The sequence below is a fragment of the Streptomyces venezuelae genome, assembly GCF_008642295.1.
Lineage (GTDB): Bacteria > Actinomycetota > Actinomycetes > Streptomycetales > Streptomycetaceae > Streptomyces > Streptomyces venezuelae_C.
The window spans coordinates 5,268,480-5,294,965 of the sequence record NZ_CP029190.1; the positions used below are offsets into that span (position 1 = coordinate 5,268,480).

Here is a 26,486-nt window from a genome sequence, read left to right on the forward strand (position 1 = left end):
GTCACGCCTTGCCGGGGTGGTAGAGCTGGGCGATCAGGGCGCTGAGGACCTGGTCCGTGCGGGGGCCGTAGTTGAGGAGGATCCCGTCGTCCACGGTGACCACCCGGCGGTCCATCCCGGCCGGGGTCTGGGCGACGCCCGGGATCTTGACCAGCCCGTCCACCCCGCCGACCGATTCCAGGCCCTTGGCCATGACCAGGATCGCGTCCGGCGCTGCGGCGGCCAGGGCCTCGCTGGTGATCGGGGTGAAGTCCTTGTCCAGGCCCGACTCCTTGCCCGCGTCCACCGCACCGGCCGCCTCCAGCAGCGAGGCCGCGCCGGATTGGGCGCCGCCCAGCATGTACACGGAGGCCGTGCCGCGCAGGTAGAGGAAGGCCACCCGCGGCTTCTTCGACGCCCCCGCCCCGCCGCCCGCGCCCGCCTCCGCGGGGATCTCCTTGCGGGCCGTGGCGATCCGGTCGGCGGTGCGCTGCCTGAGCTGCTCCCCGGCCTGCGGCACGCCCAGCGCCTGCGCCACCGCGCCGATCCGCTGCGGTACGTCGTCCAGGGACTTGGCCGGGGCCACGACCAGCAGCGGGATGCCCGCATCGCGGATCTGCTGCACCGCCTCGGCCGGGCCGGTGGTGGTCTCTGCGATGACCAGGGTCGGGCGCAGCGAGAGCACGCTCTCCGCCGAGACGTCATGTGCTCGTGTCACCACCGGCAGCTGTGCGGCCTGTTCGAAGGTGGTGGTGATGTCCCGGGCCACCACCTTCGGGCCCAGGCCCAGCGAATACACGATCTCGCTGAGGCTGCCGGTCAGCGGCACGATCCGGTCCGCCGAGGTGATGGTGACCTGTCGGCCGTCGGCCGAGGGGACGGTCGCCGGCAGCGCCGGCACCGGCACCGGTGCGAGCGGCTCCACCCGGTCCGGTGCGGCGGCCGGCCGGGCCGAGGGGCCCGGGTCGGCGGCGTTCCCTGCGCATCCGGTCACCGCCAGGGCCAGTGCCGCGAAGGCAACGGCCAAGCGGGGAAAGCGGGTTGAAGCGGCGGGCGTAGGCACGAAGGCACCGTCCTGTCGTCCGGCTGAGGTTCTGGGGGCCGGGGTCTTGCCAAACCCGGGCGGGTGAAGCTTAGGTTAGCCTAACCTCACTTGCCAGACCTTGGAGGGGACTTTTCATGCCCGTCAGACCTGTCCGTGCGTGCGCAGTGACCCCGTCGCCGCGGCGGCGGTACACCCTGCCGCCGGCCCTGCCGCTGAGCCTTTCCCTGGTCCTGCTCGCGGCGCTGCTGGGCGTCCTGCTCCCCGCCGCCCCCGCCGAGGCGGCGGGCCGTACGGTGCAGGGCGGCCGGCTCGACTGGGGCATCAAGTCCTCGTTCCAGAGTTATGTCACCGGGCCCATCGGGAAAGGCGCTTTCCGGCTGAAGAGCGGAGCCGCCACGGTCGGCGGCAGCCTGTTCCGCTTCCACTCCGCGGCCGGCTCCTACGACCCCGGTGCAGGATCGCTCGACGCGGCCTTCACCGGCGGGGTCCAGTTCCAGGGCCACGCCAAGCCCGACGGCTCGTACGAACTGGACCTCACCCTCAGCCGGCCCACCGTCCGGATCTCGGGCGGCAAGGGCACCCTCCATGTGGACGTCACCGGCAAGGCCAAGGACACCGGAACGGTCACCACCAGCTCCCAGGTGCCCTTCGCCGCCCTGTCCCTGGGCGGTATCCGGATGACGGGCGGCGGCAGCCCCATCGCCCTGAACAACGTCCCGGCCACCCTCACCGAGCAGGGCGCCGCCTCCTTCGCCGGCTATTACCCGGCCGGCACCCGGCTCGACCCGGTCTCGCTCTCCGTCGACGTACGGGACGCCGTCGCCGAACCGGCCGCCTCGCCGACGGCGTCCCCGGCCGCCCCCTCCGGCAGCCCGGCCGCCGGCCAGACCGCCGAGGGCGCCTTCGCCGACGCGGCCGTGGACTGGGGTGTCCGCCGCACCTTCCGCGAGTACGTCACCGGCTCGATCGGGCAGGGCAAGTGGACCCTTGCCGAGGGCGCCCAGGACGGCGGTGCACTGTTCCGCTTCCCGCAGGGCAAGGGTGCGTACGACGGCCGAAAGGGCACCCTTGACGCGACTTTCGCCGGGACCGTCCACTTCACCGGGGCCCACCTCGACCTCCGGCTCGGCAAGGTCGCGGTCCGGGTCGAGAACGGCAAGGGCGTGCTCGCCGCCGATGTCACCACAGCGGGCAGTACCCAGCCGGCCGTCCCCCTGGTGGAGTTCGACGCCAAGGGTCTGAAGACCGAGGGACAGCTGGCCGTCCTCACCGAAGCCCCCGCCACCCTCACCGAGGCGGGCTCCAAGGCCTTCAACTCGATGTACAAGGCAGGGACCGAAATGGACCCGGTCTCCCTCGCGGTCGCGCTCGACCCGGCCGCGAAGCTGCCGGCCCTGCCCGACCTCGGCTCCACCGGCTCGCCGGTGCCCGCCCCCGCCCCGGACGCGAGCAAGGGCACCGCGCCCGCCCCCGCGAAGGCCGGGCAGGCGGAGGAGTCCTCGTCCACCGGGCTGTACGTCGCCCTCGGCGCCGCCCTGCTGGTCCTGGCCGGCGGTGCCGCGTTCCTGACCGTCCGCAAGCGCCGCGGATCCGTACCGCAGGACTGACCTACCTACCTGCCTACCTATCCTCTGTTCAGGAGAACCTCAGCCATGTCCTTGTCCCACCGCCGCCCGATTGCCATCGCGGCTGCCACCCTGACCGCCGCCGCCCTGGGCGCGACCGCCCTGATGCTCCCGGCGGTCGCCGCGGAACGGCCCACCGTCCCGATCAAGATCGTCGGCGGCACGCTCGACTGGGGCGTGAAGGAGAGCTACCGCAATTACGTGACGGGCATGGCGGCCGGAAAGATCACCGTTGCGGACGGGGCCGTGCGGAACGCCGACGGCACCTTCCGGTTCGGCTCGGCCACCGGCCAGTACGACCCGGCCACGCATGTGGTGAAGGCGGCCTTCCAGGGCAGCGTCACCTTCTTCTCGCCCGCCCCGCCCGCCGGCCACGGCTTCGAGGTCAAGCTCTCCGACTTCCGCATCGACTCCGGCACCAAGAAGGTGACCGCGGACGTCACCAAGGGCGGCAAGACCGACCAGGACGTGCCGCTGGCGGGCGTGGCCTTCACCGGGCCGGCGATGGAGAAGCTGGCCACCACCCTCACCAAGCAGGCGGCGGACTCCCTCGGTTCGGCCTCGTACGAGAACAAGCCCGGCGACCCGCTCACCGTGAAGCCGGAGTTCGAGCAGCCCAAGCCGCAGCCCTCGGGGCAGCCGTCCACGAAGCCGACCCCTTCGAGCACCACCACCAAGCCGGCCCCCACCCAGACCTCCGGCACCCCCGCGACCCCCTCCAAGCCCCCGGCCCAGACCACCAAGCCGGCCGACGGCCCGCAGAAGATCCTCAGCGGCAAGGCCACCTGGGGCATGAAGGAATCGTTCCGCCGCTATGTGCAGGGCGCGGGCGGCTCGGTCACCCCGGCCGCCGGGGCCGTGAAGAACGGCGAACTCTTCGACTTCACCCTCGGCAAGGGCGAACTCGACGCCAAGAACAAGAAGCTGACCGCCTCGTTCAACGGCAGCCTGCGCTTCCTGTACGCCGCCCACGGCATCGACATGACCTTCAGCAACCTGCGGGTCACCGCAGCCGGGAAGACCGGCACCCTGGTTCTCGACGTCAAGACGGCCTCCGGTACCCGCACCGGAGTTCCGTTCGCCACGCTCGACCTCTCCAAGGCCGACTACCGGACCAAGGGCGGGGTGCTCACCCTGAACTCCGTTCCGGCCGTCTTCACCGCCGAGGGTGCGGCCGTGTTCGCCAACGGCACCACCGGCTCGATGTACCAGAAGGGCCAGGCGGTGGACCCGCTGACCCTCTCGGTGGCGGTGGACCGGGACGCGGCCCTCCCGTCCGGCACCGCCGGTGGCAGCGGCAGCAGCGGCGGCACGGGTGGCACCGGAGGCGCCGGGACCGCCGGAGGCGGTGGCTCCGTCGGCGGCAACCTCGCCGCCACCGGCGCCGAGATCCCGGCCGGCAGCCTGCTCGCCGCCTCCGGTGTGGTGGTGGCGGCCGGCGCGGGTGCGGTGTTCGCCGCCCGCCGCCGCCGTACGGCCGGCATCTGACCGTGCTTCAATGCCCGCGTGAACGATCTCGATGTACTCAAGGTCTTCTGTGCGGGCGACGGGCGGCACGGCAACCTGCTGGGTGTCGTACGGGCCGGCCCGAACGGCAGCCCGGTCCCCGACGACGCGGCCCGGCAGGCCCTGGCCGCCGAACTCGGCTACAGCGAGACGGTGTTCGTCGACGACTCCGAGCGCGGGGTCGTCGACATCCGTACCCCCGGCACCCGGATGTCCTTCGCGGGACACCCGCTGGTCGGGGTGGCCTGGCTGCTGGACATCGAGGAGCTGAACCCGCCGGTGGGGCCGGTGTGGGCGCGCGACGACGGCGAGTTCACCTGGATCACGGCCCGCCCCGAGTGGGTCACGACCAAGCACACCCGGCAGTACGCCACCCCCGCCGAGGTCGAGGCCCTGCCGGCCCCGCCGCCGGGCGAGGGCTGGCTCTACGCATGGGCGTGGGAGGACGAGCGGGCGGGCCGGGTCCGCGCCCGCGGGTTCCCGCGGCGGGCGGACGGCATCATCGTGGAGGACGAGGCCACCGGCTCGGCGGCGCTGCTGCTGACGGCGGAGCTGAACCGGGCCTTGAACATCACCCAGGGTGCAGGCTCCCAGATCCTCACGGCTCCGGGGCCGGACGGCACCGTGGAGATCGGCGGCCGGGTCCGGTTCGCCTCCTGAACCACGGAATCACGCGGTCAGGGGGCGGACCCGTCGAACGGGCCCGCCCCCTGACTGCGTTGGACGATGTGTGGCGCGGCGGTCAGGCGGTCACGCTGACAGCGGGAACTGGTTGCCCAGTTCGCGGAAGACCGCCCCGTTGAAGTCGAAGGCCCGCTTGCACTCGTCGATGATGCGCTGCTTCTCCAGGTCGTCCGCGGCGATGGCGTCCAGCAGCTCGCGGTACGTGCGCTTGAAGGCCGCGGGGTTGGAGATCGCCTCGAAGACGTAGAACCGGACGCCGTCGCCCTTGCGCTCGAAGCCCCAGGTCCGCTCCGCCTTGTCGCGGATGATCTGGCCGCCGGAGAGGTCGCCGAGGTAGCGGGTGTAGTGGTGGGCCACATAGCCGCCGGGCCAGGTGGCGGCGCATTCCGCGACCCGGTCCGCGTAGGCGCGGGTGGCGGGCAGGGCGGTCAGCGTCTCGCGCCACTGCGGGCCGCGCAGGTGAGCCAGGTCGCGCTCGATCTCGGTGAGCCGCATCAGCTCCGGCCGGATGAACGGGCCGGCGACCGGATCGTCCTTCAGGGCCTCGGCGCCCTCCTCCAGGGCCTGGTAGACGAACCACAGCTGCTCGGTGTAGCGCGCGTACGCATCCACTCCGAGCCGGCCGCCCAGCAGGTCGCTCATGAAGGTCGAGGTTTCGGCCTCGGTGTGCTGTTCGTGTGACGCGACGCGGATGACCGTAGAGAAGGCGTCCAAAACAGGACCTCCAGAGGAAGGCGAACCAGGGGTGGCGGCCCCCGCCGCCACACCCGATCCTGCTACTTAGGCTTACCTAAGTCAATGTGTTCCCGACGTGCTGTCGGTAAAGCTTGTTCCCGACTCCGCGTCGGCAAAACCTCGGAGAATCTGAAGAAACTACGGCAGGGTCAGGATCTCCGCCCCGCTGTCCGTCACCACCAGTGTGTGCTCGAACTGCGCCGTCCGCTTCCGGTCCTTGGTCACCACCGTCCAGCCGTCCGCCCACATGTCGTACTCGTGCGTCCCCAGGGTCAGCATCGGCTCGATGGTGAAGGTCATCCCGGGTTCGATGACGGTGGTCGCGTGCGGGCTGTCGTAGTGCGGAATGATCAGGCCGGAGTGGAAGGACGAGTTGATGCCGTGCCCGGTGAAGTCCCGGACCACGCCGTAGCCGAAACGCTTCGCGTACGACTCGATGACCCGTCCGATGACGTTGATCTGGCGGCCCGGGCGGACCGCCTTGATGGCCCGGTTCAGTGCCTCCCGGGTGCGCTCCACCAGCAGCCGCGACTCCTCGTCCACCTCCCCGCACAGGTAGGTGGCGTTGTTGTCCCCGTGGACCCCGCCGATGTACGCCGTCACGTCCAGGTTCACGATGTCGCCGTCCCGCAGCACCGTGGAGTCCGGGATGCCGTGGCAGATGACCTCGTTCACCGAGGAGCAGAGCGACTTCGGGAAACCCCGGTACCCCAGCGTCGACGGGTAGGCACCGTGGTCGCACATGTACTCGTGCGCCACCCGGTCCAGCTCATCGGTGGTCACCCCGGGTGCGATCAGCTTGGCGGCCTCCTCCATCGCCTGGGCGGCGATCCGGCCGGCGATGCGCATCGCCTCGACGGTCTCGGGCGTCTGCACCTCCGGCCCCTGGTACGGAGTGGGCGCGGGCTTCCCCACGTACTCGGGCCGGCGGATGTTTCCGGGGACGGAACGGGCGGGAGAGAGCTCCCCTGGTACGAGCAGCGACTGGCCAGACATGCAAGCGAGTGTATCCAGCGGGTATCGGGCAGCATGGCGGCAGAGGAAGGAGCAGCGGATGGCCCTGTTCAAGAAGCGCCAGGTGGGCAAACCGGGCGAGTGGTACTACTGCCTGGTCCACCAGAAGGTCGAGGAAGGGCCGGAGTGCCCCGCCAAGGACCGCTTCGGTCCGTACGGCACCCCGGAAGAGGCGGCCCACGCCATGGAGACCGCCCAGGAGCGCAACCTGGAATGGCAGAACGACCCCAAGTGGAACGACAAGTCCCGCGAGGAGGACGAGGGCACCGCGACGCCTTGAGGGTCCGGGGCTGGGTCCGGCGGGTCCGGTGGCAGAACCCCTACCAGCGGCTGGGCGGCGGTGCGGTCAGCCGGTCGAGCCGGTCGGCAAGCCGCGCCAGCCGGTCCCGGAACCGCCGCGGGCCGCCCCGCTGCACCGGCCCGGCGTTCTCCCCGGCCGCCGCGCCGACCAGGTGCTGCACCGTGTCCAGATCGAGGTCCGCGTCCACCGGCACCGACAGCACCTCGTGCGCGAGGCCCCCCAGCTCCCGGTCGCCACCGTCCAGGGACAGCACCGTGGCCCCCGCCCGGCGCGCCCCGTACACCCGCTCCAGCAGTCCCTGCCCGGGCTCCTCCGGCGCGACCACCAGCAGCGTCGCCCCGCGCCCGGCCGCCTCCAGCCGCCCCAGCCCGACCGACAGGTGCGCCGGCTCCCCGGGCAGCACCCGGTGCCGCACCAGGGTCGGGGCCAGCTCCGGCAGCCCGGACCAGGCCGCCTCGTCCACCAGGTGTGCCCCCAGGTGCCAGGGCTCGTACGCCTCGGTGCCCACCAGCAGCAGCCCGCTGCCGGACCGGCCGCCCGACCGGCCGGACGGCACCACCGATCTCCGCAGCGATCCGGCGAACCGCCGGGCGGCACCCGGCCACTCGGTACCGGCGAGGACCTCGCGCAGCAGTGCGACCCGGACGGCATCCATACGGGGCATCCTGCCGCAGGTGTGACGCCCGCGGGCGGGGTTCCCTGCGCCTCACCCGTTCGGCCTTGCGCTACCCGGCAGTACGCTCGCCCCCATGACCTCCACAGAGAGCAACAGCAAGCCGGCGGCCAAGGACCCCTGGAACCTCCCGGACGTGTCCGGCCTGGTGGTCGGCGTCCTCGGCGGCACCGGCGACCAGGGCCGCGGCCTCGCCTACCGGCTCGCCCGGGCCGGCCAGAAGGTGATCATCGGCTCCCGGGCCGCCGAGCGCGCCCGGACCGCCGCCGACGAGCTCGGCCTGGGCATCGAGGGCGCGGACAACGCCGAATGCGCCCGCCGCAGCGATGTCGTGATCATCGCGGTGCCGTGGGACGGCCACGCCAAGACCCTGGAATCGCTGCGCGGGGAACTCGCCGGCAAGCTCGTGATCGACTGCGTCAACCCGCTCGGCTTCGACAAGCAGGGCGCCTACGCCCTCAAGCCGGAGGAGGGCAGCGCCGCCCAGCAGGCCGCCGCCCTGCTCCCCGACTCCCGGGTCACGGCCGCCTTCCACCACCTCTCGGCCGTCCTGCTCCAGGACGAGTCCATCGAGGAGATCGACACCGATGTGATGGTGCTCGGCGAGTCCCGCGCCGACACCGACCTGGTCCAGGCGCTGTGCGCCCGTATCCCGGGCATGCGGGGCGTCTTCTCGGGCCGGCTCCGCAACGCCCACCAGGTCGAATCCCTGGTCGCCAACCTGATCTCGGTCAACCGCCGCTACAAAGCACACGCCGGCCTGCGGGTCACGGACGTCTGAGCGTCACGGACATCTGAGGGCAGGGGCTTACGGGAACCCTGCGGGGGATGGGGGACACTGGAGGGGCATCACGCATCACCCCCCCAGTGTCCCCGAGGAGCCCCGTCCCATGCCCCGCCTTGCCGTGTTCGCCCTTGTCGTCTGCGCGCTCTCCGTGGCCGCGGCCGTGGTCGCCTTCGTGGAGGGCAGTTTCCTCGGGATCATCTGGGTGCTGATGGCCGGGGTGACCTCCAACCTCGCCTACTTCTACCTGCGCAAGGCGAAGGCCGAGAAGGCCGCCCGGGCCGCCGAGGCCGGAGGGACCGCGGGGCTCACTCCGTGACCAGGCAGATCTCCGGGGCGTCCTGCCAGAAGCGGTAGAGGTCCCAGCCGCAGTAGGACTCCAGGTCGGAGACGCCTAGCCCGCCCAGCAGGCCGTGCACGAAGTCGAAGAACAGCCGGTTGACCTCCGGGATCCACAGCAGCGCGAAGACCAGGATCAGACCGAACGGCGCGAGCGGCTCCACCTGCCGCCGGACCGAGTACGACAGCCACGGCTCGATCACCCCGTAGCCGTCCAGGCCCGGCACCGGCAGGAAGTTCAGGATCGCCGCCGAGACCTGGAGCAGGGCCAGGAACGCCAGCGCGAAGCGGAAGGCGTACGGCACCCCGTCCAGGGCGTCCAGCCAGAACGGCGCCGTGCACACCGCCGCGAAGGCCACGTTCGTGAGCGGGCCCGCGGCCGAGATCAGACTGTGCTGCCAGCGCTTCGTGATCCGGCCGCGCTCGATGTACACCGCACCGCCGGGCAGGCCCAGACCGCCGAGGATCACGAACAGCACCGGCAGCACGATGCTCAGCAGCGCATGGGTGTAGGCGAGCGGGTTGAGCGTGAGATAGCCCTTGGCGCCGACCGTCAGATCGCCGCTGTGCAGCGCCGTGCGGGCGTGCGCGTACTCGTGCAGGCAGAGCGAGACGATCCAGGCCGAGGTCACGAACAGGAAGATCGCGAGGCCGGTGCTGGTGGAGTAGCCGGTCCAGACGGCCCAGCCGGTCACGGCCATGATCGCAACGATGCCGAGGAAGACCGGACTGATCTGCCGCTCGCTGCGGCGCGCCGAATGAACCATGGGCCGCAACATACCCGGACGGCCCAGACCGATATTCACAGGGGCACCGGCGCCCGGGCGGTGACAATGGGTCGGTGCGTTATGCGATTCTCGGTACGGCCCAGGCGGAGCGGGACGACGGAAGCCCCGTCGCCCTCGGCGGTGCGCGGCTGCGGGCCCTGCTGACCGCGCTCGCACTGCGACCCGGGCGGGCGGTGCCCGCCGAGGTGCTGGTCGCCGAGGTGTGGGGCGGCAGCGGGGACGCGGACGCCACCCCGCCCGCGGACGCGGTCGCGGCGCTGCAGGCGCTGGTCGGCCGGCTCCGCCGCGCCGTCGGGCACGCGGCGGTGGCCTCCGGCGGGCGCGGCTACCGGCTCGCCGCCGACCGCGAGGACATCGACCTCTTCCGCTTCGAGGACCTGGCCCGGGCCGCCGGCCGGGCCCTGGCGGCAGACGACCCCGGCCGGGCCGAAGACCTCTACGGCGAGGCCCTCGCGCTCTGGCGGGGCCCCGCCCTCGCCGATCTGCCGGACGCCGGCGCGGAGGCCGCCCGCTGGGAAACCGTACGGATGGACGCCCGCCGGGGCCGGCTCACCGCGGCGGTCGCCCTCGGCCGGGCGGACCGGGTGCTGCCCGAGCTCACCGCCCTCTGCGCGGAACGCCCCCTGGACGAACCCCTCCAGGCGCTGCGGATCCGGGCGCTGCGCGAGACCGGCCGCCCGGCCGAGGCCCTCGCCGCCTACGAGGAGGTCCGCCGCGACCTCGCCGCCCGGCTCGGCACCGACCCCGGCCCGGGCCTGCGCGAACTCCAGACGGAACTCCTGAACCCGCCCGGCCCGCGCGATCCCGCTGCACCGGCTGCACCGGCCGGAGTAGGACCCGGCGGTCCCGGCGGCCCCGCAGCGCCCGCCGGGAACCTGCGGGCCCGGCTCACCACCTTCGTCGGCCGGGAGGACGACATCCGGGTGATCGGCCAGGACCTCGCCCGGGCCCGCCTGGTCACCCTGCTCGGCCCCGGCGGGGCCGGGAAGACCCGGCTGTCGCAGGAGGCCGCCGAGGCACATGGCGGTGGCGGCGCGGCGGCCGGCTCCGGGGGAGCCGGCTGGCCGGACGGGGTGTGGCTGATCGAACTCGCGCCGGTCGACGACCCCGACGATGTCGCCGAGGCCACCCTCGCCGCCCTCGGTGCCCGGGAGACCAAACTGCGCGGCGGCGCGGCCGACGAACTGCGGGCCCTGACCGACCGGACCGGCGACGACCCGCTGGAACGCCTCGTCGAGTTCTGCGCCGGCCGTCGGCTGCTGCTGCTCCTGGACAACTGCGAGCACGTCATCGGCGCAGCGGCCCGGCTGGCCGAGGAGCTGCTGGTGCGCTGCCCGGGGGTGCGCATCCTGGCCACCAGCCGGGAGCCCCTCGGGGTGCCCGGCGAACTGCTGCGGCCGGTGGACCCGCTGCCCGACCCCGTCGCCCTGCGGCTGCTCCAGGACCGGGGCGCGGCGGCCCGGCCCGGGTTCAGCGTGGCCGAGGACCCGGCCGCCGCCGTGGAGATCTGCCGCCGGCTGGACGGGCTGCCGCTGGCCATCGAGCTGGCCGCGGCCCGGCTGCGGCTGCTCTCCCCACGGCAGATCGCCGACCGGCTCGACAACCGGTTCCGGCTGCTGACCAGCGGGAGCCGCACCGTACTGCCCCGCCAGCAGACCCTGCGCGCGGTGGTCGACTGGTCCTGGGACCTGCTGGACGAGCACGAGCGCACCGTGCTGCGTCGGCTGTCGGTGTTCGCCGGCGGCTGCGACCTGGCCGCCGCCGAGGCCGTCTGCGCGGCACCCGTCGCCGGAGGAGCCACCGGAGCCCCCGCCGACGTGGCCGGGCAGCTCGGCGCCCTCGTCGACAAGTCCCTGGTCGTGGCCACCCCCACGGCCGAGGGGGAGATGCGCTACCGGCTGCTGGAGACCGTCGGCGAATACGCCGCGGAGCGGCTCGCCGAAACCCCCGGGGACAAGACCGACACCGAGCGCCGGCATCTGGTCCACTACCGGGAACTCGCCCGGACCACCGAGCCGCTGTTCCGCGGCCGGCGGCAGCGCGCCGCCGCCCGGACCATCGCCACCGAGTACGAGAACCTCCGTACCGCCCTGCGCCGCGCCATTGCCGCGGGGGAGGCGGACGAAGCCCTCTGCCTGGTGCACAGCCTGGTCTGGTACTGGCACATGCACGACCTCCGCACCGAATCCCGGCACTGGTCCGACGCCACCGCCGCCCTCGGCCCCGACCCCTTCCAGCAGCCGGTGGTCCCGGCCCGGCCGGTCTACGACCGGATCGTCGACACACCGCCGCCCTACACCGGCGAGCTGCTCACCGAGGCCTGGCGCGGCATCCAGATGATCCGGCTCGCCTCCCGCGACCAGAGCAAGGCCGACTGGTACAGCCCCGAAGTGCGGACCCAGCTGGACGGCATGCTGGAGGCCTACGTCCCCGGTATGCCGCAGACCTGCCGGGCCCCCGCCGCACTGTGGGTCTACGCCGTGATGATCGCCGGGGACACGGTGCTGCTCCAGCAGGTCATCGACGCCACCGTGGACACTGCCCGGGGGCTCGGCCACCGCTGGGAGCTGGCCTCCGCGCTCCAACTGCGCGCCAATGTGATGGCCAACCGGGCCGACTGGGCCGGGAACGTGGCCCGCGACGCGGAGGAGAGCCTGGCGGTCTTCCAGGATCTCGGCGACGACTGGGGCTGCGCCGAGGCGCTCGCCGCCCGCGCCGAATCGAGGGAGAAACGCGGGGAGTACGTCCGCGCCGCCGAGGACTTCCGGGCCGCCATCCGGCATGCCGAACGGCTCGGTGCCCAGGGCCAGGTCGCGGTGCTGCGGGTGCGGCTGGCCGGAACGCTCTCCCAGCAGGGCGAGAGCGAGGGGGCGGAGGCGGAGGAGATCCTCACCGAGATCACCGGCGGCCGGCAGCGGTTCGGCAACGAGGCCATGCCGGCCGCCCGGATGTTCCTCGCCACCCGGCTCGGCCGGACCGGCCGGTTCGCCGAGGCCCGGGCCCAGCTGCGGCTGCTGACCGATGAGCTGCCATACGGCGTGTACGCGGTCTTCGACGCCTACCTGTTCGCGGTGACGGCCTGGCTGGACAACCAGGAGGGCGCGTACGAACAGACCCGGACGGTGCTCCGGCAGGGCCTGGCCACCATGCGGGACCCGCTCGCGCTGCTGGTGGCCCCGCAGATGCCGGCGGTCTTCCTGATGACGGGCGCGGCTGCGCTGGCCGGGCTCGGGGGTCCGGAGCGGGCCGCCGATGCGGCCCGGCTGCTCGGCGCCTACCGGGCCCTGCTGCCGGACGGCCATGTGCCCGTCGTCACCGAGCGGGAGGACGCCGCCCGGGCCGAGGAACTGGCCCGGAAGGCGCTCGGCGACGCCGCGTACGAGGCGGCGTACGCCGAGGGCGGCGGCCTCACCCTGGAGCAGGCCACCGCCCTCGTCTGACGCGGAGGTCAGGTCTTGCTGCGGAACTTGCGGACCGCCAGCGGGGCGGTGACCGCGGTGATGCCGACCGCCCAGGCCAGGGTGATCAGCACCGGCTGGGCGACCGCGCCCTGGTCGTTGATCAGGGCGCGGGCCGCGTCGGCCAGGTTGGACAGCGGGTTGACGTCGGTGAAGGCCTGCAGCCAGCCCGGCATCGAGGTGGTCGGGGCGAAGATCGAGCTGCCGAACTGCAGGGGCATCAGTACCAGCATCGCCATGCCCTGGACCGCCTGCGCGGTCTTCATGGCCAGACCCAGCAGGATGAAGATCCACATCAGCGAGGCGCCGAAGACCATGGACAGGCCCACGGCGGCCAGCAGCTGGAACACCGAGCCGTGCAGGGTCAGGCCCAGGATGAAGCCCATGATCAGCAGGATGGTCATGGCGACGAGCATCCGGCCGATCTCGACCACGATCTTCGCGATCAGCACCGAGGAACGGGCGATCGGCATGGACCGGAACCGGTCCATCACGCCCTTCTTGAAGTCGTCGTTGACACCGGTGCCCACCGCCATCGCGATGTTCATGCCCATCATGGCCATCAGGCCGGGGATGAGGTAGTTGACGTAGACGTCCTGGTTGCCCTTGCCGGAGATGGCGCCGCCGAACACGAACACGAACAGCAGCGTGAAGATGATCGGCATGAACAGGACGTCGAACATCGACTCGGGGTCCTGCTTGATCTGCAGGGTGTTGCGGCGCGCCAGCGCGCCGATGTGCCGCAGGTGCGCCCGCAGCCCGATCCGGCCCTCGGCGGCCGGCGCCGCCGCCGGGGCGGTCGCGGGGGCGGCGTCGGCGTCGGTGCGCGTGGTGATGACGGTGCTCATGCCGCGACCTCCTTGTTCTGGTCGGCCCGCTCGGACTGCTCGGACTGCTCGGCGGCGGCATCCGCGGGCTCGGTGGACTCGGCCCGGTGGCCGGTGATGGACAGGAAGACCTCGTCCAGGCTGGGCAGGTAGGTGCCGAGATCGGCGATCGCGTACCCGCGGGCCGCCAGCAGGCCAACCACGGCGGTCAGCTGCTCGTCGCTCAGGATCGGCACCAGCAGGGCGCCCTCATCCGGGATGGCCTGGGAGCCGGCCGGCCCGTCCAGGCCGGCCTCGGTCAGCGACCGGGCCATCCCGGGCACGTCCGACGGGTCCACCGGGCGGATCCGCAGGGTCCGGCCGCCGACCCGGGCCTTGAGCTCGTCCACCTTGCCGTTGGCGATGACCCGGCCCTTGTCGATCACGGTCAGCTCGCTCGCGAGCTGCTCCGCCTCCTCCATGTACTGGGTGGTGAGCAGCACGGTGGCCCCCTCGGCCACCATCCGCTGGACCTCGTCCCAGACCTCGTTGCGGGTCCGCGGGTCGAGGCCGGTGGTGGGCTCGTCCAGGTAGAGCACCGCCGGGTTGCCGATCATGGAAGCGGCCAGGTCCAGGCGCCGGCGCATACCGCCGGAGTAGTTCATCGCGGGCTTCTTGGCCGCGTCCGTGAGCGAGAACCGCTCCAGCATCTCGTCCGCCCGGCGACGGGCGTCCTTGCGGGAGAGATCGAGCAGCCGCCCGATCATGTACAGGTTCTCCCAGCCGGAGAGCTTCTCGTCGACCGAGGCGTACTGGCCGGTCAGGCCGATGGTGCGGCGCAGCTGCCGCGGCTGGCGGACCACGTCGTAGCCCGCGACGGTCGCCCGGCCCGCGTCCGGGACGACCAGGGTGGACAGACAGCGCACCAAGGTGGTCTTGCCGGCGCCGTTGGGGCCGAGCACGCCGAGGACGGTGCCCTCGCGGACGTCCAGGTCCACGCCGTCCAGTGCTTTGGTCTCGCCGTAGTGCTTGACCAGTCCCCGGACCTCCACGGCGTTCGTCACGCCGCTCTGGGGGTTCTTGTCGATTCGCGTCATGCCCACCATGAGAACAGCCGCCACCGACAACGCACCGACAGGCTGCCGACAGCCCTCCGACACGGAGGTGTCGGAGGGCTGTCGGGCCCGGAACCATCGGGCCGGGTCGGAGCTAGTGGACGCTGTGCTCTTCCAGCGGGAACGTTCCGCCCACCACGTCCTCGGCGAAGGCCCGGGCCGCGGACGTCATGGTGCCGCGCAGATCGGCGTACTGCTTGACGAACCGCGGCATCTTCCCGCCGGTGAGGCCCATCATGTCGGTCCACACCAGCACCTGGGCGTCGCACTCCGCGCCGGCGCCGATGCCGACCGTCGGGATGTGCAGCGACCGGGTCACCTCCGCGGCCAGCTCGGCCGGAACCAGTTCGAGGACCACCGCGAAGGCGCCCGCGTCCTGGGCCGCCTTGGCGTCCCGCAGCAGCCGGTGCGCGGCCTCGTCCCCGCGGCCCTGCACCCGGTACCCCATGGCGTTCACCGACTGCGGGGTCAGGCCCAGGTGGGACATGACCGGGATGCCGGCCTGCACGATCAGTTCGGTCTGGGCGAGCGAGCGCTCGCCGCCCTCCAGCTTGACCGCGCCGACCCCGGCCTCCTTGACCAGGCGGGTGGCGCTGCGCAGCGCCTGCACCGGGCCCTCCTGGTACGAGCCGAACGGCATGTCGCCGATGACCAGCGCCCGGCTGGTGCCGCGTACCACCGCCGCCGACAGCATGGTCATCTGGTCCATCGTGACCGGCACGGTGGTGTCGTAGCCGAGGTGGCAGTTGCCCATCGAGTCACCGACGAGGATGACCGGGATGCCGGCCTCGTCGAACACGGACGCGGTCATCGCGTCGTAGGCGGTGAGCATGGGCCACTTCTCGCCGCGTTCCTTGGCGAGGGTGAGGTCGCGGACGGTGATGCGCCGGGAACCCTTTCCTCCGTAGAGGACGGGCCCGGAGGTTTCGCGCGCAGGCGAAACGGAGGCATGCGTCATTGCAACTGCTCCTTGTGTCATCTCGAGGCACCCTGACGGCGTCCCCGGACTCACCCACCATGGTTGCACCCGCCCGGCCCGGGGCGGAAGTGGCCATGGGCCGTGGCGGTGGCCACGCAGGGCCCGCCCGGGTGAATGTGCGCGTTTCGTGACAAGGGGAACCCTTGTGCCGGAGCCGGTCGTCCTCTCGGCCGTAGGACCGGAACGGACGGCACGGAGAGCTCCCGGTATCGCCTAGGGTCAAGGGGCGGGAACGGAGCGCAAGCACGGCAGTGAGGGCAGTCGCATGGCACAGGCGTATATGACGGACACCGGGAACGGCGGCTCGGAGCCCGAGCCCTCCGGATCCCCCGTCCGGCGCCGGCTCGCCGAACTGCGCAGGGACCCCGGAATCTGGCGGCGGGGCATCCTGCTCGCCTCGGCGGCCGTGCTGCTCTCGCTGGTGATGATCTTCCACGCCCACCTGCCGAACGACATCGGCAACCTCGGCAGCCTCATCGAGACCTTCCTACCCTGGCTGGGGCTGGCCGTTCCGCTGCTGCTGGCGGGCGCGGTCTGGCGGAAGTCGGCGACCGCGCTCATCGCGATACTGCTGACCGCCGGCGTCTGGCTGAACCTGTTCGGCGGCCTGGTCACCGACAAGTCCGGCGGCGGCGGCAACCTGACCGTGGCCACCCACAACGTGGACGCCGACAACACCGACCCGCGCGGCACCGCCGAGTCGGTGGCGACCTCCGGCGCCGATGTGCTGGCCCTGACCGAGCTCAAGGCGAGCGCGGTCCCCGTCTACGAGCGCGCACTGGCCGCCGCGTACCCCTACCACGCCGTCGAGGGAACGGTCGGGGTCTGGAGCAAGTACCCCCTGACCAGCACCCTTCCGGTGGACATCAAGATGGGCTGGACCCGTGCGATGCGCACCACCGTGCGCACCGAGCAGGGCGAGGTGGCGGTGTTCGTCGCGCACCTGCCCTCGGTACGGGTCAAGCTGAACGCCGGCTTCACCGCCAACCAGCGCGACAACAGCGCCGAGGCCCTCGGGCAGGCCCTGGTCGCCGAACCGCTGCGGAAGGTCATCCTGCTCGGCGACCTCAACGGCACCATGAACGACCGCGCCCTGTCCCCGGTGACCTCGCAGATGCGCTCCACCCAGGGCGCGGCCGGTGACGGCTTCGGCTTCAGCTGGCCGGCCGGGTTCCCGATGGCCCGGATCGACCAGATCATGGTCCGCGGGATCAAGCCGGAGGCCTCCTGGACCCTGCCGCGCACCGGCAGCGACCACCTGCCGATCGCCGCCCGGCTGACGCTGAAGCCGTAGCCGGTAGCCGGTGGCCGGTGGCCGACAGCCCGTGGCTACGGGCGCTCGCGCCAGCCGTTGGTGATGGGCAGCCGGCGGTCCTTGCCGAAGCCCTTCGCGGAGATCTTGGTGCCCGGCGGGTACTGCCGGCGCTTGTACTCGGCGGTGTCCACCATCCGCAGGGTCTTCGCCACCAGCTCCGCATCGAACCCGGCCGCCACGATCGTGGCCATCCCCTGGTCCCGGTCGACGTACCGCTCCAGGATCGCGTCCAGCACCGGATAGTCGGGCAGCGAGTCGGTGTCCACCTGGTCCGGCCGGAGCTCGGCGCTCGGTGGCTTCTCGATGGAGCTCTCCGGGATCGGCGGGGTCGCGCCGCGTTCCCCGGCGGCCCGGTTGCGCCAGCGGGCCAGCCGGAAGACGTCCGTCTTGTAGACGTCCTTGATCGGCCCGTACGCCCCGACCGAGTCGCCGTAGAGGGTGGAGTAGCCGACCGCCAGCTCGGACTTGTTGCCCGGGGCCAGCACCAGGTGGCCTTCCTGGTTGGAGACGGCCATGAGCATCGTGCCGCGCAGCCGGGACTGGAGGTTCTCCTCGGCAAGGCCGGTGAGCCCCAGCGATCCCATGTACGCGTCGAACATCGGCTCGATGGAGACGGTGCGGAAGTTCAGGCCGGTGCGGCGGGCCAGCTCGGCCGCGTCGCCCCGGGAGTGGTCCGAGGAGTACTTGGAGGGCATCGAGATGCCGTACACGTTCTGCGCGCCGACCGCATCGCAGGCGAGGGCGGCGACCAGGGCGGAGTCGATGCCGCCGGAGAGCCCGATCAGGACCGACCGGAAGCCGTTCTTCCGGACGTACGCGCGCAGGCCCGTCACCAGCGCCTCGTAGATCTCCTCGTCGTCGTCGAGCCGGTCGGCGTAACCGCCCGTCACCACCGGCTCGTACGGGGCCAGGGGCTCCTCGGAGAGCACCACCCGGTCGATCCGCAGGCCGTCGTCGACCACCCCCTCGGGGGCGTCCGCGGCGGCGGCCGGCAGATCCAGGTCGATCAGCACACAGCCCTCGGAGAACTGCGGGGCGCGGGCGAGGACCTCACCGTCCCGGTCGACCACGATCGAGTCGCCGTCGAAGACGAGCTCGTCCTGGCCGCCCATCATGGCCAGGTAGGCGAGGGTGCAGCCGGCCTCCTGGGCGCGCTTGCGCACCAGCTCCAGGCGGGCGTCGTCCTTGTTCCGCTCGTACGGCGAGGCGTTGACCGAGATGAGCAGCCCGGCCCCGGCGGACCGGGTGGCCGGGACCCGGCCGCCGTCCTGCCAGAGGTCCTCGCAGATGGCCAGGGCCACATCCACCCCGTGGACCCGGATCACCGGCTGGGTGTTGCCGGGGACGAAATAGCGGAACTCGTCGAACACCCCGTAGTTGGGGAGGTGGTGCTTGGCGAAACGCAGTGCGATGGCGCCCCGGTGCAGGACGGCGGCGGCGTTCTCGGGGGCGCCTGCCGGGCGGCCGAGCCGGGGCTCGGCCCGGTCGGCCCGGTCCAGGTATCCGACGATCACCGGCAGTTCCCCGAGCCCCTCGGCGGCGAGCCGCTCCGCGAGCTCGCGCAGGGCGGTCCGGGAGGCTTCGACGAAGGACTCGCGCAGGGCGAGGTCCTCGACGGGGTAGCCGGTCAGCGCCATTTCGGGGAACGCCACCAGGTGGGCGCCCTGCTCGGCGGAGTGCCGGGTCCAGTGCAGGATCGAGTCGGCGTTGGCCGCGATGTGGCCGACGTGCGCGTCGATCTGGTTCAGCGCGAGGCGAAGTTGAGGCACGGATCCAGTGTAATCGTCTTTCTGACGCGATGTCCTGGGTTCCGTGCCTCGGCCTCGGCGCTTCGGCGCCTCGGCCCCTTGGGCGGCCTGGGCGAGCGCGCCTTGTCGACGTGCCTAGCTCAGCGCGCCGGACCAGATGGCGCCCTCGTACTCCGAGGGGCCGGGGTCGATCTCGAACTGGAGGCCCTTGGAGTCCTCGGGCAGGCCGTAGCCGAACACACCGGTGGCGGACTGGCCCGGCAGCAGCGAACCGTCGAAGGGCTTGTACACCTCGGCGTCGTACATCCGGGTCGCCTCCAGACCCTTGTCGTCGCGGGCGGAGGGCAGGGCGAGCCGCACCTCGATGCGCTTGTCGGAGTTGTTGGTGATGGTGACGGTCACCTTCGCCGCGAACTTGGGGCGGTCGGGCAGGTACCGGTTGGGTTCCGGCTTGTAGCCCTTGGCCTCCTTGACGGTGACCTCCACCCCGTCGTCGTAGCGGAAGGTCTGGCCGAAGGCGAGCGGCTTGGTCCGGCCGGGGAGGTCGCTCGGGGTTGGCGAGGCCGTCGGCTCGGGGGCGCCGTAGAGGTCGTCGTAGCCGTCGTCGTACGCGTCGTCGATGTTCCGCTCGTACCGGTCGGAACGCTCCTCCAGTTCGTCGGCGATCTGGACGGTGAAGAAGACGCCGCCGGCCGCCGCAGGGAGGGCGAGTGCTCCGAGGACGATGCCGGCGATGGCCATGCCCTTGCGCGGCGAGCCGCGGCGGGCCTTGACCACGCCGGCGATGCCGAGGCCGATGGCCACGGGGGCGACGGTGAGGGCGAGGGCGAAGACGAACGGGAGCAGGGCCGTCAGGACGGCGAGGATGCCGAGGACCAGGGCGCCGACGGCCAGGCCGTTGGTGTCGGCGGGCGGGGGGAAGCCGGGGCCGCCCGGGTAGGGCGGTGCGGGGTAACCGGGGGGCGGGCCCCAGGGGTTGCCGGGTCCGCCGGGGGCGCCGGGTCCGCCCGGCGTGCCGAATGCGGCGGCCGGCGGGGCCGTGGGGGAGGGCGCGGCGAAGGGGTTCGGCGGCGCGAGGGCGGCGTGCGCGGCTGCGTGCTCGGTGGGCTGCGCGGCCGGGGCTTCGGACGGCGCTTCCGCCGCGGCGGGAGCCGGGGAAGGCGCGTCGGCCAGGGTCGGCTCGGGCTGGGTGGCGGGGGCCGGCTCGGGGGTGGGGCCGGGGACGGCTCGGGCTGGGGGGCCGGGGTTTCGGCCGCCGGGGCCGGCTTGTCGAGCGAGAGGGTGGCCGGGGCCGGCTCGGTGCCGGGCGCCGGGGTTTCGGCCGGGGCCGGCTTCTCCAGCGACAGCGTCACCGGGGCCGGCTCGGGCGTCGCGGCCGGGGATTCGGGCTGGTCCGCGGACGAGCTCGGGCCGGGTATGGAGGTGCCCTCGGGTTCCGTCGGCGTCGGACCGGCGGGCGGGGTGTCGCTGGGCGGGTTCGAGGGCGTACTCATGCCTGAGGGGGATCCTTACGTGGCCGAAACGGGCTGATGGTCGCCCAGCTTTTCATGCCCCGGGCCCCCCTGACACCACGTTTGCCCCCGCACCGCCGCGGGGCCCCGGGACCGGCGTCCCGGAGCCCCGTATTCCGCTATGCCCGGCGGTAGCCCAGCACCGTCATCATCCCGGCCTCCGCGTGGTACACGTTGTGACAATGCACCATCCACAGCCCCGGGTTGTCCGCGTCGAAGTCAACGGTCAGATTCCCATTGGGCAGGATCACGGCGGTGTCCTTGCGGGCCCCGCCCGGCCGCCCGCCGAGGGCGAAGGTGTGCCCGTGCAGATGGAGCGGGTGCCACATGGTCGTGGAGTTGGCGAACACCAGCCGGACCCGTTCGCCCGCCTTCACCTCGTGCCGCCGGTCCGGCGAGTACGGCCGGCCGTCGAAGGCCCAGTCGTATTTCGCCATTCCGCCGGTCAGCTTGATCTTCACCGTACGGTCCGGCTCCCGCGTCGCCAGCACCGCCGCCCCGGCCGCTTTCAGCCGGTCCGCGGTCAGCGGTACGCCGTCCAGTTCGGCGGGCCGGGTCGCGGCCGTGGGGGCCGTCCCCGCTCCGGTGCGCAGCAGGGCCAGCGCCGAGGCGTTCTTGCCCTCCGCCAGCGCGGTCAGCGGGAACACCCCGTCCCCGGCCGTCACGAGCACGTCGTAGCGCTCGCCCATGCCCAGGAGCAGTGAGCGGGCCTTGGTGTGCTCCACCGGGTAGCCGTCGGTGTGCGTCACCGTCAGTTCGTGGCCGCCGAGGGCGATCCGGAAGGCGGTGTCCCCGCCCGCGTTGATGATCCGGAGCCGGATCCGGTCGCCGGGCCTGGCCTGGAACACCGACGGATCCTCCGCCACCCGCCCGTTGACGAGGTAGTGCGGGTAGGCGACGTCGCCGGCATCGGGACCGAGGACGTCACTGTCGAAGCCCATACCGGTCCGGGAGGGGCCGGTGGGGGCGCCGGGGCTGGCGGAGCCGCTGCCCGTACCGGAGCCGGAGCCGTGCCCGCCGTGTCCGCCGCCGCTGGTGTCCATGCCCTTGCGGAGCTCGGCCAGGACCGCGTCCGGGGTGGAGCCGTCGACCCCGTCGAGCCAGTCGTCGAGGACGACCACCCACTCCTTGTCGTAGGCGAGGGGCTCCTTCGGGTCCTCGACGATGAGCGGGGCGTACAGGCCGCGGTCCTGCTGGACCCCCGAGTGCGGGTGGAACCAGTACGTGCCCGGGTGGGGGACCGCGAACCGGTAGCCGAACGACCCGCCGGCCTTGATGTCCCGCTGGGTCAGGCCGGGCACCCCGTCCATGTCGTTGCGCAGCGCGAGGCCGTGCCAGTGCAGGGAGGTGGCCTCGGGCAGGTGGTTGGCGAGGGTGAGGGCGAGGGTGCCGCCGGCGGTGACCCGTACCTCGCGGCCGGGGAGCGCGTCCCCGTACGCCCAGGACCGGACGGTACGGCCGCCGCCGAGGTCCAGCGGGGTGGCGGTGGCGGTCAGACGGACCTCGCGGACGGGTCCGGTGGCGTTGCGGGCCCGTTCGGCGGCCTGCACCTCGGGTCCGGCCGGGTCGACGAAGCCGCCGGGGGCGGCGGGGGCTGCGGCCCCGGATCCGCCGTGGTTCATGCCCCCGTGGCCGCCGGCGGCTTTGTCGCCACCGGTGGAACAGGCGGTGAGCAGCCCGGATCCGGCGACGGCGAGTCCGGCGCCGAGCACGGTGCGACGGGTGGCGGAAGCGGGGGAGGGGGACGGGGAGGGGGAGGGGTGACGCGTGGGAAGAAAGCGCATGGTGCACCTCGTGGTGTGGTGAGGCGAGCAGGTGGGCACGTCTGCTGCCGGCCACCCCGTGGTCCGGGGGCGCGACGGCAGCCGGGCCCGCGCCTATACGCGCAGCACCGCCAGCCGGGCGAGGAGCTCACGGCCGGCCGGCGGATCCGGCCCGCCCCCGGCCCGTACGGCCGGCCCGCTGCCGGCCGCGCGCCCGGCCCGGCCGCGGACGCCGAAGGTCCGGCCGAGCAGGAACAGGGTCAGCCCGGCCAGTACGGCCAGGCAGACGGCCATCGGGTCCATCCCGGTGCCGGGGGCCGGCGCCTCGGCGCGCAGCCCGGCCGTGGGCGCGGGTTCCGACGGCGGATCCGCCGGCCGGTGCCGGGCGTGGGACTCCGGGGCAGGACCTGGATCGGCCGGGGCAACGAAATGGGCCGCAGAACCGTCTCTGCTGGTGGAAGACGCGTGTGACTCGTCCGGATGCCCCAGGGTGTGCATGGTCACAATGCCCAGCAGCAGGGCCGCGAGCAGCAGCAACCGGTGCCACCGGGCGGCTCGCGGGACCGTGCGCAGGGCAGGGCGCGTCATGGGCCGTACCCTACCCCGGGTGGGTATCCGATCGTCGTACCGGATCGCACCCTGCTTAGGATGAGTCACATTATGTCGACAAAAGGTACGCGGCTGATCGCCGCTTTCCTCGGCCTGAGCGCCGCGGCCTACACGGCTTGGGTGCTCGAAGTCGTCCTCTCCACCGGGCTGAACCCCATCGAGACGTACGTCAGCGAGCTCGCCGCGCAGGACCAGCCGCTCGGCGGCCTGTTCCGGGCCACCGATTTCACCGCCGGCCTGCTGGCCTTCAGCGGCGGCCTGCTCGCCCTGATCCGGCTGGCCCCGCACCCCGAAGCACGCCGGCCCTGGACCGTGATCGGCTGGCACGGCGTCGCCCTGTTCGGCGCCGCCACCGCCGCCGATGCCTGGCTGCCGCTCAGCTGCAAACCCACCGTGGACCCCGCGTGCGCCTCCCGGGAGACCGCCGGACTGGTCCCCGCCACCCACCAGGCCCACGCCATCAGCAGCAGCCTCGCCATGTGCGGGGCCCTGATCGCCATCGTGGCGCTCACCGTCGCCGCCCGCCGCTACGGCTGCTTCGCCCCACTCGCCCGCTACGGCCCGGCCCTGGTCGTCGTGGAGCTCGCCGCCACCGTCTGGACGCTCAGCGCGATCGCCCTGTTCACCGCCGGGCACGGCACCTGGGCGCTGGGCCTCGGCCAGCGCCTCCAGGTGCTGCTGGTGGCCGTCTGGCTGGGCGTACTCGCCTACTCGGTCTGGACGGAACGCCGCACATGAGCACCGCAGGCACCGGCTCCGGCGACTCTGCCGACCCCGCCGGCTTCGAGGGCTTTGTGCGGGCCGGTACCGACCGGGTCCCGCTCCACGTCCGGGTCGAGGGCCGCGGCCCGGTCTGCGTGCTCAGTACCGGCCTCGCCATGAGCTGGTTCGACTGGGCCCCGGTCGTTCCGCCGCTGCTCGCCGCGCACCGCACCGTCGTCCGCTTCGACCGCCCCGGCCATGGCCTCAGCGCCGCTCCGGCCGCGCCGCCCACCGCCGCCGGAGAGGCGCACCGGATCGCCGCCCTGCTCGACGCGCTCGGCCTGCCCGGACCCGTGACCCTCGCCGGGCACTCCCTCGCCGGATTCCACGCCGAGGCCTTCGCCCGGCTGTACCCGGACCGTACCGCCGCCCTGGTGCTGCTCGACAGCAGCGTCGAGGCGACCGCCCGGACCCCCGCCCCCGGCGCCGCCGCCCTGCGGACCGCCGCCGCCCGTGCGCTCGGGCGGGCCGTCACCGCGGCCGGGCTGCCCGCCGCGATCGGCCCCCTGCTGCGCAGCGCGGCGGTCCGCGCCGGCAGCGTCGGCGGCCCCGACCCGGCTCCGCGGGAACTCGTACGCCGCTGCTACCGCACCGGCCGGGTCTGGCAGGGCGCCCTCCTGGAGAACGCCCGCTACCCGGACATGGCCGCCGAGCTCCTGGTCCTGCGCGCCACCCGCCCGCTGACCGCCCCGGTCACCGTCCTCGCCGCCCACGACGGCTCCGGCCGCCCGGCCGCCCTCCGCTGGCTCACCCGCCAGGCCGGGCTGGCCGACGCCCTGTCCGCCCGCTTCCGGGTCGCCGAACCCTCCGGCCACCTGGTCATGCTGGACCGTCCGCAGGAGGTGGCGGATGCGGTGCTGACGGCGGCCGACGAGGCCGCCGGCCCCGGCCCGTACAACGAGAAGCGGCCGTACGGGTAAACCCGTACGGCCGCTTCCGCTCGTCGTCCTGCTACGGGGTGCGCGGCGCGGCCCCGCGCTGCTTCAGCAGGTCCGCCATCAGCAGCAGTTCCGACTGCTGGGCGTCCGCCATCCCCTGGGCCAGCTGCTGCTCGACCGGGGTCTTGCACAGCTTCGCGCAGCCCTCGGCCATGGCGACCCCGCCCTTGTGATGGTCGGTCATCAGCTGGAGGAACAGGATCTCCGCGGCCCGGCCCTCCAGGGTGCCGAGCTGGGCCAGCTCCGCCTTGGTCGCCATGCCGGGCATCAGCGCGCCCGGCTTGGCGGTGACGCCCCCCATGGAGTGCCCGCCATGCCCGCCGTGCCCGCCATGGCCGCTGCCGTGCCCATCGCCTTCTTCGGCCATCCAGGCCATCGGCTCCTGCCCCGGAGCCACCTTCGGGAGCCCCCACATGTCCAGCCAGCCCAGCATCATGCCCCGCTGGTTGGCCTGGGTGTTGGCGATGTCGTAGGCGAGGTTGCGGATCCCCTCGTCCTTCGTACGGTCGCGCACGATGAAGGACATCTCCACCGCCTGCTGGTGGTGCACCGACATGTCCCGGGCGAACCCGGCGTCCGCCGAGGCCACGTCGGGATGGCCGCTCCCGGAGTCCGAGGATCCGCTCGCGGTGGCCACCGTGGCCGCCGCCGCGAGCAGCAGTGCGAGTCCACTGACGCCGCCGCCGAGCGCCGTCCAGTACGTACGGGTGCGGGTCACTGTGCGGCCAGCCCCTGCGTGCAGGCCGCACCCGGCTCCGGGGTCTGCGGGCCCTGCACGTACTTGCCGAAGAACTGGTCCACCCGCGGGTCACCCGCATTGTCCACGGTGACCTGCTTGCCCCACGCGCTCAGCATGATCGCGCTGGCCTGCTCCTTCACCGGGCTCATCAGCGTGTACGGGGTCTTCTTGACCTTCTCGGCGAGCTTGTCGACCTCGGCCTTGGGCGCCTTGTCGTTGTACGTCACCCAGACCGCGCCGTGCTCCAGCGAGTGCACCGCGTTCACCTCGGGGACCGGGCTGGTGTAGACGTCCCCGTCGCAGTTCATCCAGCGCTGGTGGTGGTCGCCGCCCACCGGCGGGGTCATCTCGTACTTGACCGGGGTGTCGACGTGGTTGCGGCTCAGCTTCTTCGCGTCCCAGACCTGCTCGCCGGTGACGGGCGCCTTGATCGCCTCGTCGCGCTTGCGCTCCTTCTCGTTCTGGTCGTTGATCACATACGTGCCGAAGCCGGCCAGAGCGATGATCACGACCGCCGAGGCGGTGATCGCGAGGATCTTGTTGCGGCGGTCGCGGGCCTGCTCGGCCCGGCGCATCTCGGCTATGCGGGCCTGGCGGGAGTTCTCGGGACCGGAGTTCTTGGCGTTGCGGCCGGTCTTGGAAGCCATCTCGGTATGCCTGTCCTTCTGCTGAGGGGGGTGGAGTGATGCGTCGTGGTCATCGATCGAACCGGACCGGTCAGGTCCGCAGCACTTGAAGGACGTGCAGATCGGGCGGCCGGGCCGCGGGCTGCGGTGGCCGGACCGCTCCGGCCGAAGCCGCCACGCGCGCGGCGGGCGGTTCGGCCCGCGGCGCGGTCACGGCGGGCGGCGGGACGGGCAGCACACCCGGGGTCACATGGGAGAAGGGGGAACAGCGGGGCAGGTCGTACGGGCACACGTACGCCGGATAGCCGAGCGGGACCGTCCGGTCCGGGGCGTGCGGGAGCGCGGAGTGCGCAACCGCGGGCCCGGGCCCGGAACCGGGACCCACGGGGTGTACCCCGGGCAGCCCCTCGCCCCCGCCGGCCCGCGCACACAGGTACAGCGCGGCCACCAGCGTGCCGAAGGCGCACAGCAGTGCCGCTCGGCGCACTCTGCGCCCGCGCTGCGTGTGCTGCCGGCCCCCCATGGGCGCAGATGGTAATGCTCATGTCGGGCCAGAGGTCAGTGCGGGGTGCCACCGGACTTCCGGGGTGCGTAATCTGGCGGAAACCACAGCCCGCGATACTGGGCCCGGCAGGCCCCGGAGC

At 72.9% G+C, this 26,486-nt stretch carries 26 protein-coding genes; 11 read left to right on the top strand and 15 right to left on the bottom strand.

All coding sequences use genetic code 11. The features are described from left to right. Position 1: 1 nt before the first annotated feature. Positions 2-1,042, bottom strand: a complete 1,041-nt coding sequence (locus tag DEJ50_RS23750) for a hemin ABC transporter substrate-binding protein (protein ID WP_150210132.1) — start codon at positions 1,040-1,042, stop codon at positions 2-4. 116 nt (positions 1,043-1,158) lie between these two features. On the opposite strand from DEJ50_RS23750, the gene DEJ50_RS23755 reads away from it, so the two are divergent. From DEJ50_RS23755 to DEJ50_RS23765, 3 genes are read left to right on the top strand one after another with little or no spacing between them, the layout of a single operon-like run. Continuing rightward, complete coding sequence (locus DEJ50_RS23755) at positions 1,159-2,631, top strand: HtaA domain-containing protein (protein ID WP_150210133.1); 1,473 nt, start codon at positions 1,159-1,161, stop codon at positions 2,629-2,631. Positions 2,632-2,676: 45 nt separating this feature from the next. After that, positions 2,677-4,137 (top strand): HtaA domain-containing protein, encoded by a 1,461-nt coding sequence (locus tag DEJ50_RS23760; RefSeq protein WP_150210134.1) that lies wholly within the window; start codon positions 2,677-2,679, stop codon positions 4,135-4,137. 18 nt (positions 4,138-4,155) lie between these two features. Further along, positions 4,156-4,815 (top strand): PhzF family phenazine biosynthesis protein, encoded by a 660-nt coding sequence (locus DEJ50_RS23765; RefSeq protein ID WP_150210135.1) that lies wholly within the window; start codon positions 4,156-4,158, stop codon positions 4,813-4,815. A gap of 90 nt (positions 4,816-4,905) precedes the next feature. Here DEJ50_RS23765 and DEJ50_RS23770 read toward each other — a convergent pair whose 3' ends face one another. Further along, positions 4,906-5,553 carry a heme oxygenase (biliverdin-producing) gene (locus DEJ50_RS23770; RefSeq protein WP_150210136.1) on the bottom strand — a complete coding sequence of 216 codons (648 nt, stop codon included), beginning with the start codon at positions 5,551-5,553 and terminating at the stop codon, positions 4,906-4,908. 159 nt (positions 5,554-5,712) lie between these two features. Then, a complete protein-coding gene (gene map / locus DEJ50_RS23775) occupies positions 5,713-6,570 on the bottom strand; it encodes a type I methionyl aminopeptidase (RefSeq protein WP_150210137.1) in 858 nt (285 codons plus the stop codon). A 58-nt stretch (positions 6,571-6,628) separates the two neighbouring features. On the opposite strand from map, the gene DEJ50_RS23780 reads away from it, so the two are divergent. Beyond that, positions 6,629-6,868, top strand: a complete 240-nt coding sequence (locus DEJ50_RS23780; RefSeq protein WP_150210138.1) for a hypothetical protein — start codon at positions 6,629-6,631, stop codon at positions 6,866-6,868. Positions 6,869-6,908: 40 nt separating this feature from the next. Here DEJ50_RS23780 and DEJ50_RS23785 read toward each other — a convergent pair whose 3' ends face one another. After that, positions 6,909-7,544, bottom strand: coding sequence for a hypothetical protein (locus DEJ50_RS23785; RefSeq protein ID WP_150210139.1), 636 nt, complete (start codon positions 7,542-7,544; stop codon positions 6,909-6,911). 94 nt (positions 7,545-7,638) lie between these two features. Here DEJ50_RS23785 and npdG point away from each other — a divergent pair, with 94 nt between their 5' ends. Both npdG and DEJ50_RS23795 read left to right on the top strand, forming a co-directional pair. Then, positions 7,639-8,343, top strand: coding sequence for an NADPH-dependent F420 reductase (npdG, locus tag DEJ50_RS23790; protein WP_150210140.1), 705 nt, complete (start codon positions 7,639-7,641; stop codon positions 8,341-8,343). Positions 8,344-8,452: 109 nt separating this feature from the next. Beyond that, positions 8,453-8,665, top strand: a complete 213-nt coding sequence (locus DEJ50_RS23795) for a hypothetical protein (protein ID WP_150210141.1) — start codon at positions 8,453-8,455, stop codon at positions 8,663-8,665. Here DEJ50_RS23795 and DEJ50_RS23800 read toward each other — a convergent pair. Further along, positions 8,655-9,452, bottom strand: a complete 798-nt coding sequence (locus DEJ50_RS23800; protein ID WP_150210142.1) for a site-2 protease family protein — start codon at positions 9,450-9,452, stop codon at positions 8,655-8,657. The two genes, DEJ50_RS23795 and DEJ50_RS23800, sit on opposite strands and share 11 nt — an antisense overlap. A gap of 74 nt (positions 9,453-9,526) precedes the next feature. On the opposite strand from DEJ50_RS23800, the gene DEJ50_RS23805 reads away from it, so the two are divergent. After that, on the top strand, positions 9,527-12,913 hold the full coding sequence (locus DEJ50_RS23805) for an AfsR/SARP family transcriptional regulator (RefSeq protein ID WP_150210143.1): 3,387 nt from the start codon (positions 9,527-9,529) through the stop codon (positions 12,911-12,913). 8 nt (positions 12,914-12,921) lie between these two features. Here DEJ50_RS23805 and DEJ50_RS23810 read toward each other — a convergent pair whose 3' ends face one another. The 3 genes from DEJ50_RS23810 to panB all read right to left on the bottom strand — a co-directional run bounded on the left by DEJ50_RS23810 (position 12,922) and on the right by panB (position 15,810). Continuing rightward, positions 12,922-13,779, bottom strand: a complete 858-nt coding sequence (locus tag DEJ50_RS23810; protein ID WP_150210144.1) for an ABC transporter permease — start codon at positions 13,777-13,779, stop codon at positions 12,922-12,924. Then, positions 13,776-14,843 carry an ATP-binding cassette domain-containing protein gene (locus tag DEJ50_RS23815; protein WP_150212323.1) on the bottom strand — a complete coding sequence of 356 codons (1,068 nt, stop codon included), beginning with the start codon at positions 14,841-14,843 and terminating at the stop codon, positions 13,776-13,778. Before DEJ50_RS23815 ends, DEJ50_RS23810 begins: the two co-directional genes overlap by 4 nt. 103 nt (positions 14,844-14,946) lie before the next feature. Beyond that, on the bottom strand, positions 14,947-15,810 hold the full coding sequence (panB, locus tag DEJ50_RS23820; protein WP_150210145.1) for a 3-methyl-2-oxobutanoate hydroxymethyltransferase: 864 nt from the start codon (positions 15,808-15,810) through the stop codon (positions 14,947-14,949). A 286-nt stretch (positions 15,811-16,096) separates the two neighbouring features. On the opposite strand from panB, the gene DEJ50_RS23825 reads away from it, so the two are divergent. After that, on the top strand, positions 16,097-17,125 hold the full coding sequence (locus tag DEJ50_RS23825; RefSeq protein ID WP_150210146.1) for an endonuclease/exonuclease/phosphatase family protein: 1,029 nt from the start codon (positions 16,097-16,099) through the stop codon (positions 17,123-17,125). A 35-nt stretch (positions 17,126-17,160) separates the two neighbouring features. On the opposite strand, the gene DEJ50_RS23830 is transcribed toward DEJ50_RS23825, so the two are convergent. After that, positions 17,161-18,915, bottom strand: a complete 1,755-nt coding sequence (locus DEJ50_RS23830) for an NAD+ synthase (protein WP_150210147.1) — start codon at positions 18,913-18,915, stop codon at positions 17,161-17,163. Positions 18,916-19,029: 114 nt separating this feature from the next. Then, positions 19,030-19,698 (bottom strand): DUF4352 domain-containing protein, encoded by a 669-nt coding sequence (locus tag DEJ50_RS23835; RefSeq protein ID WP_150210148.1) that lies wholly within the window; start codon positions 19,696-19,698, stop codon positions 19,030-19,032. 462 nt (positions 19,699-20,160) lie between these two features. Here DEJ50_RS23835 and DEJ50_RS23840 point away from each other — a divergent pair, with 462 nt between their 5' ends. Next, a complete protein-coding gene (locus DEJ50_RS23840) occupies positions 20,161-20,424 on the top strand; it encodes a hypothetical protein (RefSeq protein WP_150210149.1) in 264 nt (87 codons plus the stop codon). 100 nt (positions 20,425-20,524) lie between these two features. On the opposite strand, the gene DEJ50_RS23845 is transcribed toward DEJ50_RS23840, so the two are convergent. Together DEJ50_RS23845 and DEJ50_RS23850 are read right to left on the bottom strand one after the other, a co-directional pair. Continuing rightward, positions 20,525-22,189: a multicopper oxidase family protein gene (locus DEJ50_RS23845; RefSeq protein ID WP_150210150.1), complete on the bottom strand. Its 1,665-nt coding sequence runs from the start codon at positions 22,187-22,189 to the stop codon at positions 20,525-20,527. A gap of 93 nt (positions 22,190-22,282) precedes the next feature. Beyond that, positions 22,283-22,756: a hypothetical protein gene (locus DEJ50_RS23850; RefSeq protein WP_150210151.1), complete on the bottom strand. Its 474-nt coding sequence runs from the start codon at positions 22,754-22,756 to the stop codon at positions 22,283-22,285. A gap of 72 nt (positions 22,757-22,828) precedes the next feature. Here DEJ50_RS23850 and DEJ50_RS23855 point away from each other — a divergent pair, with 72 nt between their 5' ends. Together DEJ50_RS23855 and DEJ50_RS23860 are read left to right on the top strand one after the other, a co-directional pair. Next, positions 22,829-23,515 carry a DUF998 domain-containing protein gene (locus DEJ50_RS23855; RefSeq protein ID WP_150212324.1) on the top strand — a complete coding sequence of 229 codons (687 nt, stop codon included), beginning with the start codon at positions 22,829-22,831 and terminating at the stop codon, positions 23,513-23,515. Then, positions 23,512-24,459: an alpha/beta fold hydrolase gene (locus DEJ50_RS23860; RefSeq protein WP_150210152.1), complete on the top strand. Its 948-nt coding sequence runs from the start codon at positions 23,512-23,514 to the stop codon at positions 24,457-24,459. Before DEJ50_RS23855 ends, DEJ50_RS23860 begins: the two co-directional genes overlap by 4 nt. Positions 24,460-24,490: 31 nt before the next feature. On the opposite strand, the gene DEJ50_RS23865 is transcribed toward DEJ50_RS23860, so the two are convergent. The 3 genes from DEJ50_RS23865 to DEJ50_RS23875 form a co-directional block, all read right to left on the bottom strand. Continuing rightward, the gene (locus DEJ50_RS23865) at positions 24,491-25,195 is read right to left on the bottom strand and encodes a DUF305 domain-containing protein (protein WP_223837886.1); all 705 of its coding nucleotides are present in this window, start codon (positions 25,193-25,195) and stop codon (positions 24,491-24,493) included. After that, positions 25,192-25,863 carry a DUF3105 domain-containing protein gene (locus DEJ50_RS23870; protein ID WP_150210153.1) on the bottom strand — a complete coding sequence of 224 codons (672 nt, stop codon included), beginning with the start codon at positions 25,861-25,863 and terminating at the stop codon, positions 25,192-25,194. The genes DEJ50_RS23865 and DEJ50_RS23870 overlap by 4 nt, the downstream gene beginning before the upstream one ends. A gap of 70 nt (positions 25,864-25,933) precedes the next feature. Continuing rightward, complete coding sequence (locus tag DEJ50_RS23875; RefSeq protein WP_150210154.1) at positions 25,934-26,365, bottom strand: hypothetical protein; 432 nt, start codon at positions 26,363-26,365, stop codon at positions 25,934-25,936. Positions 26,366-26,486: the final 121 nt, after the last annotated feature.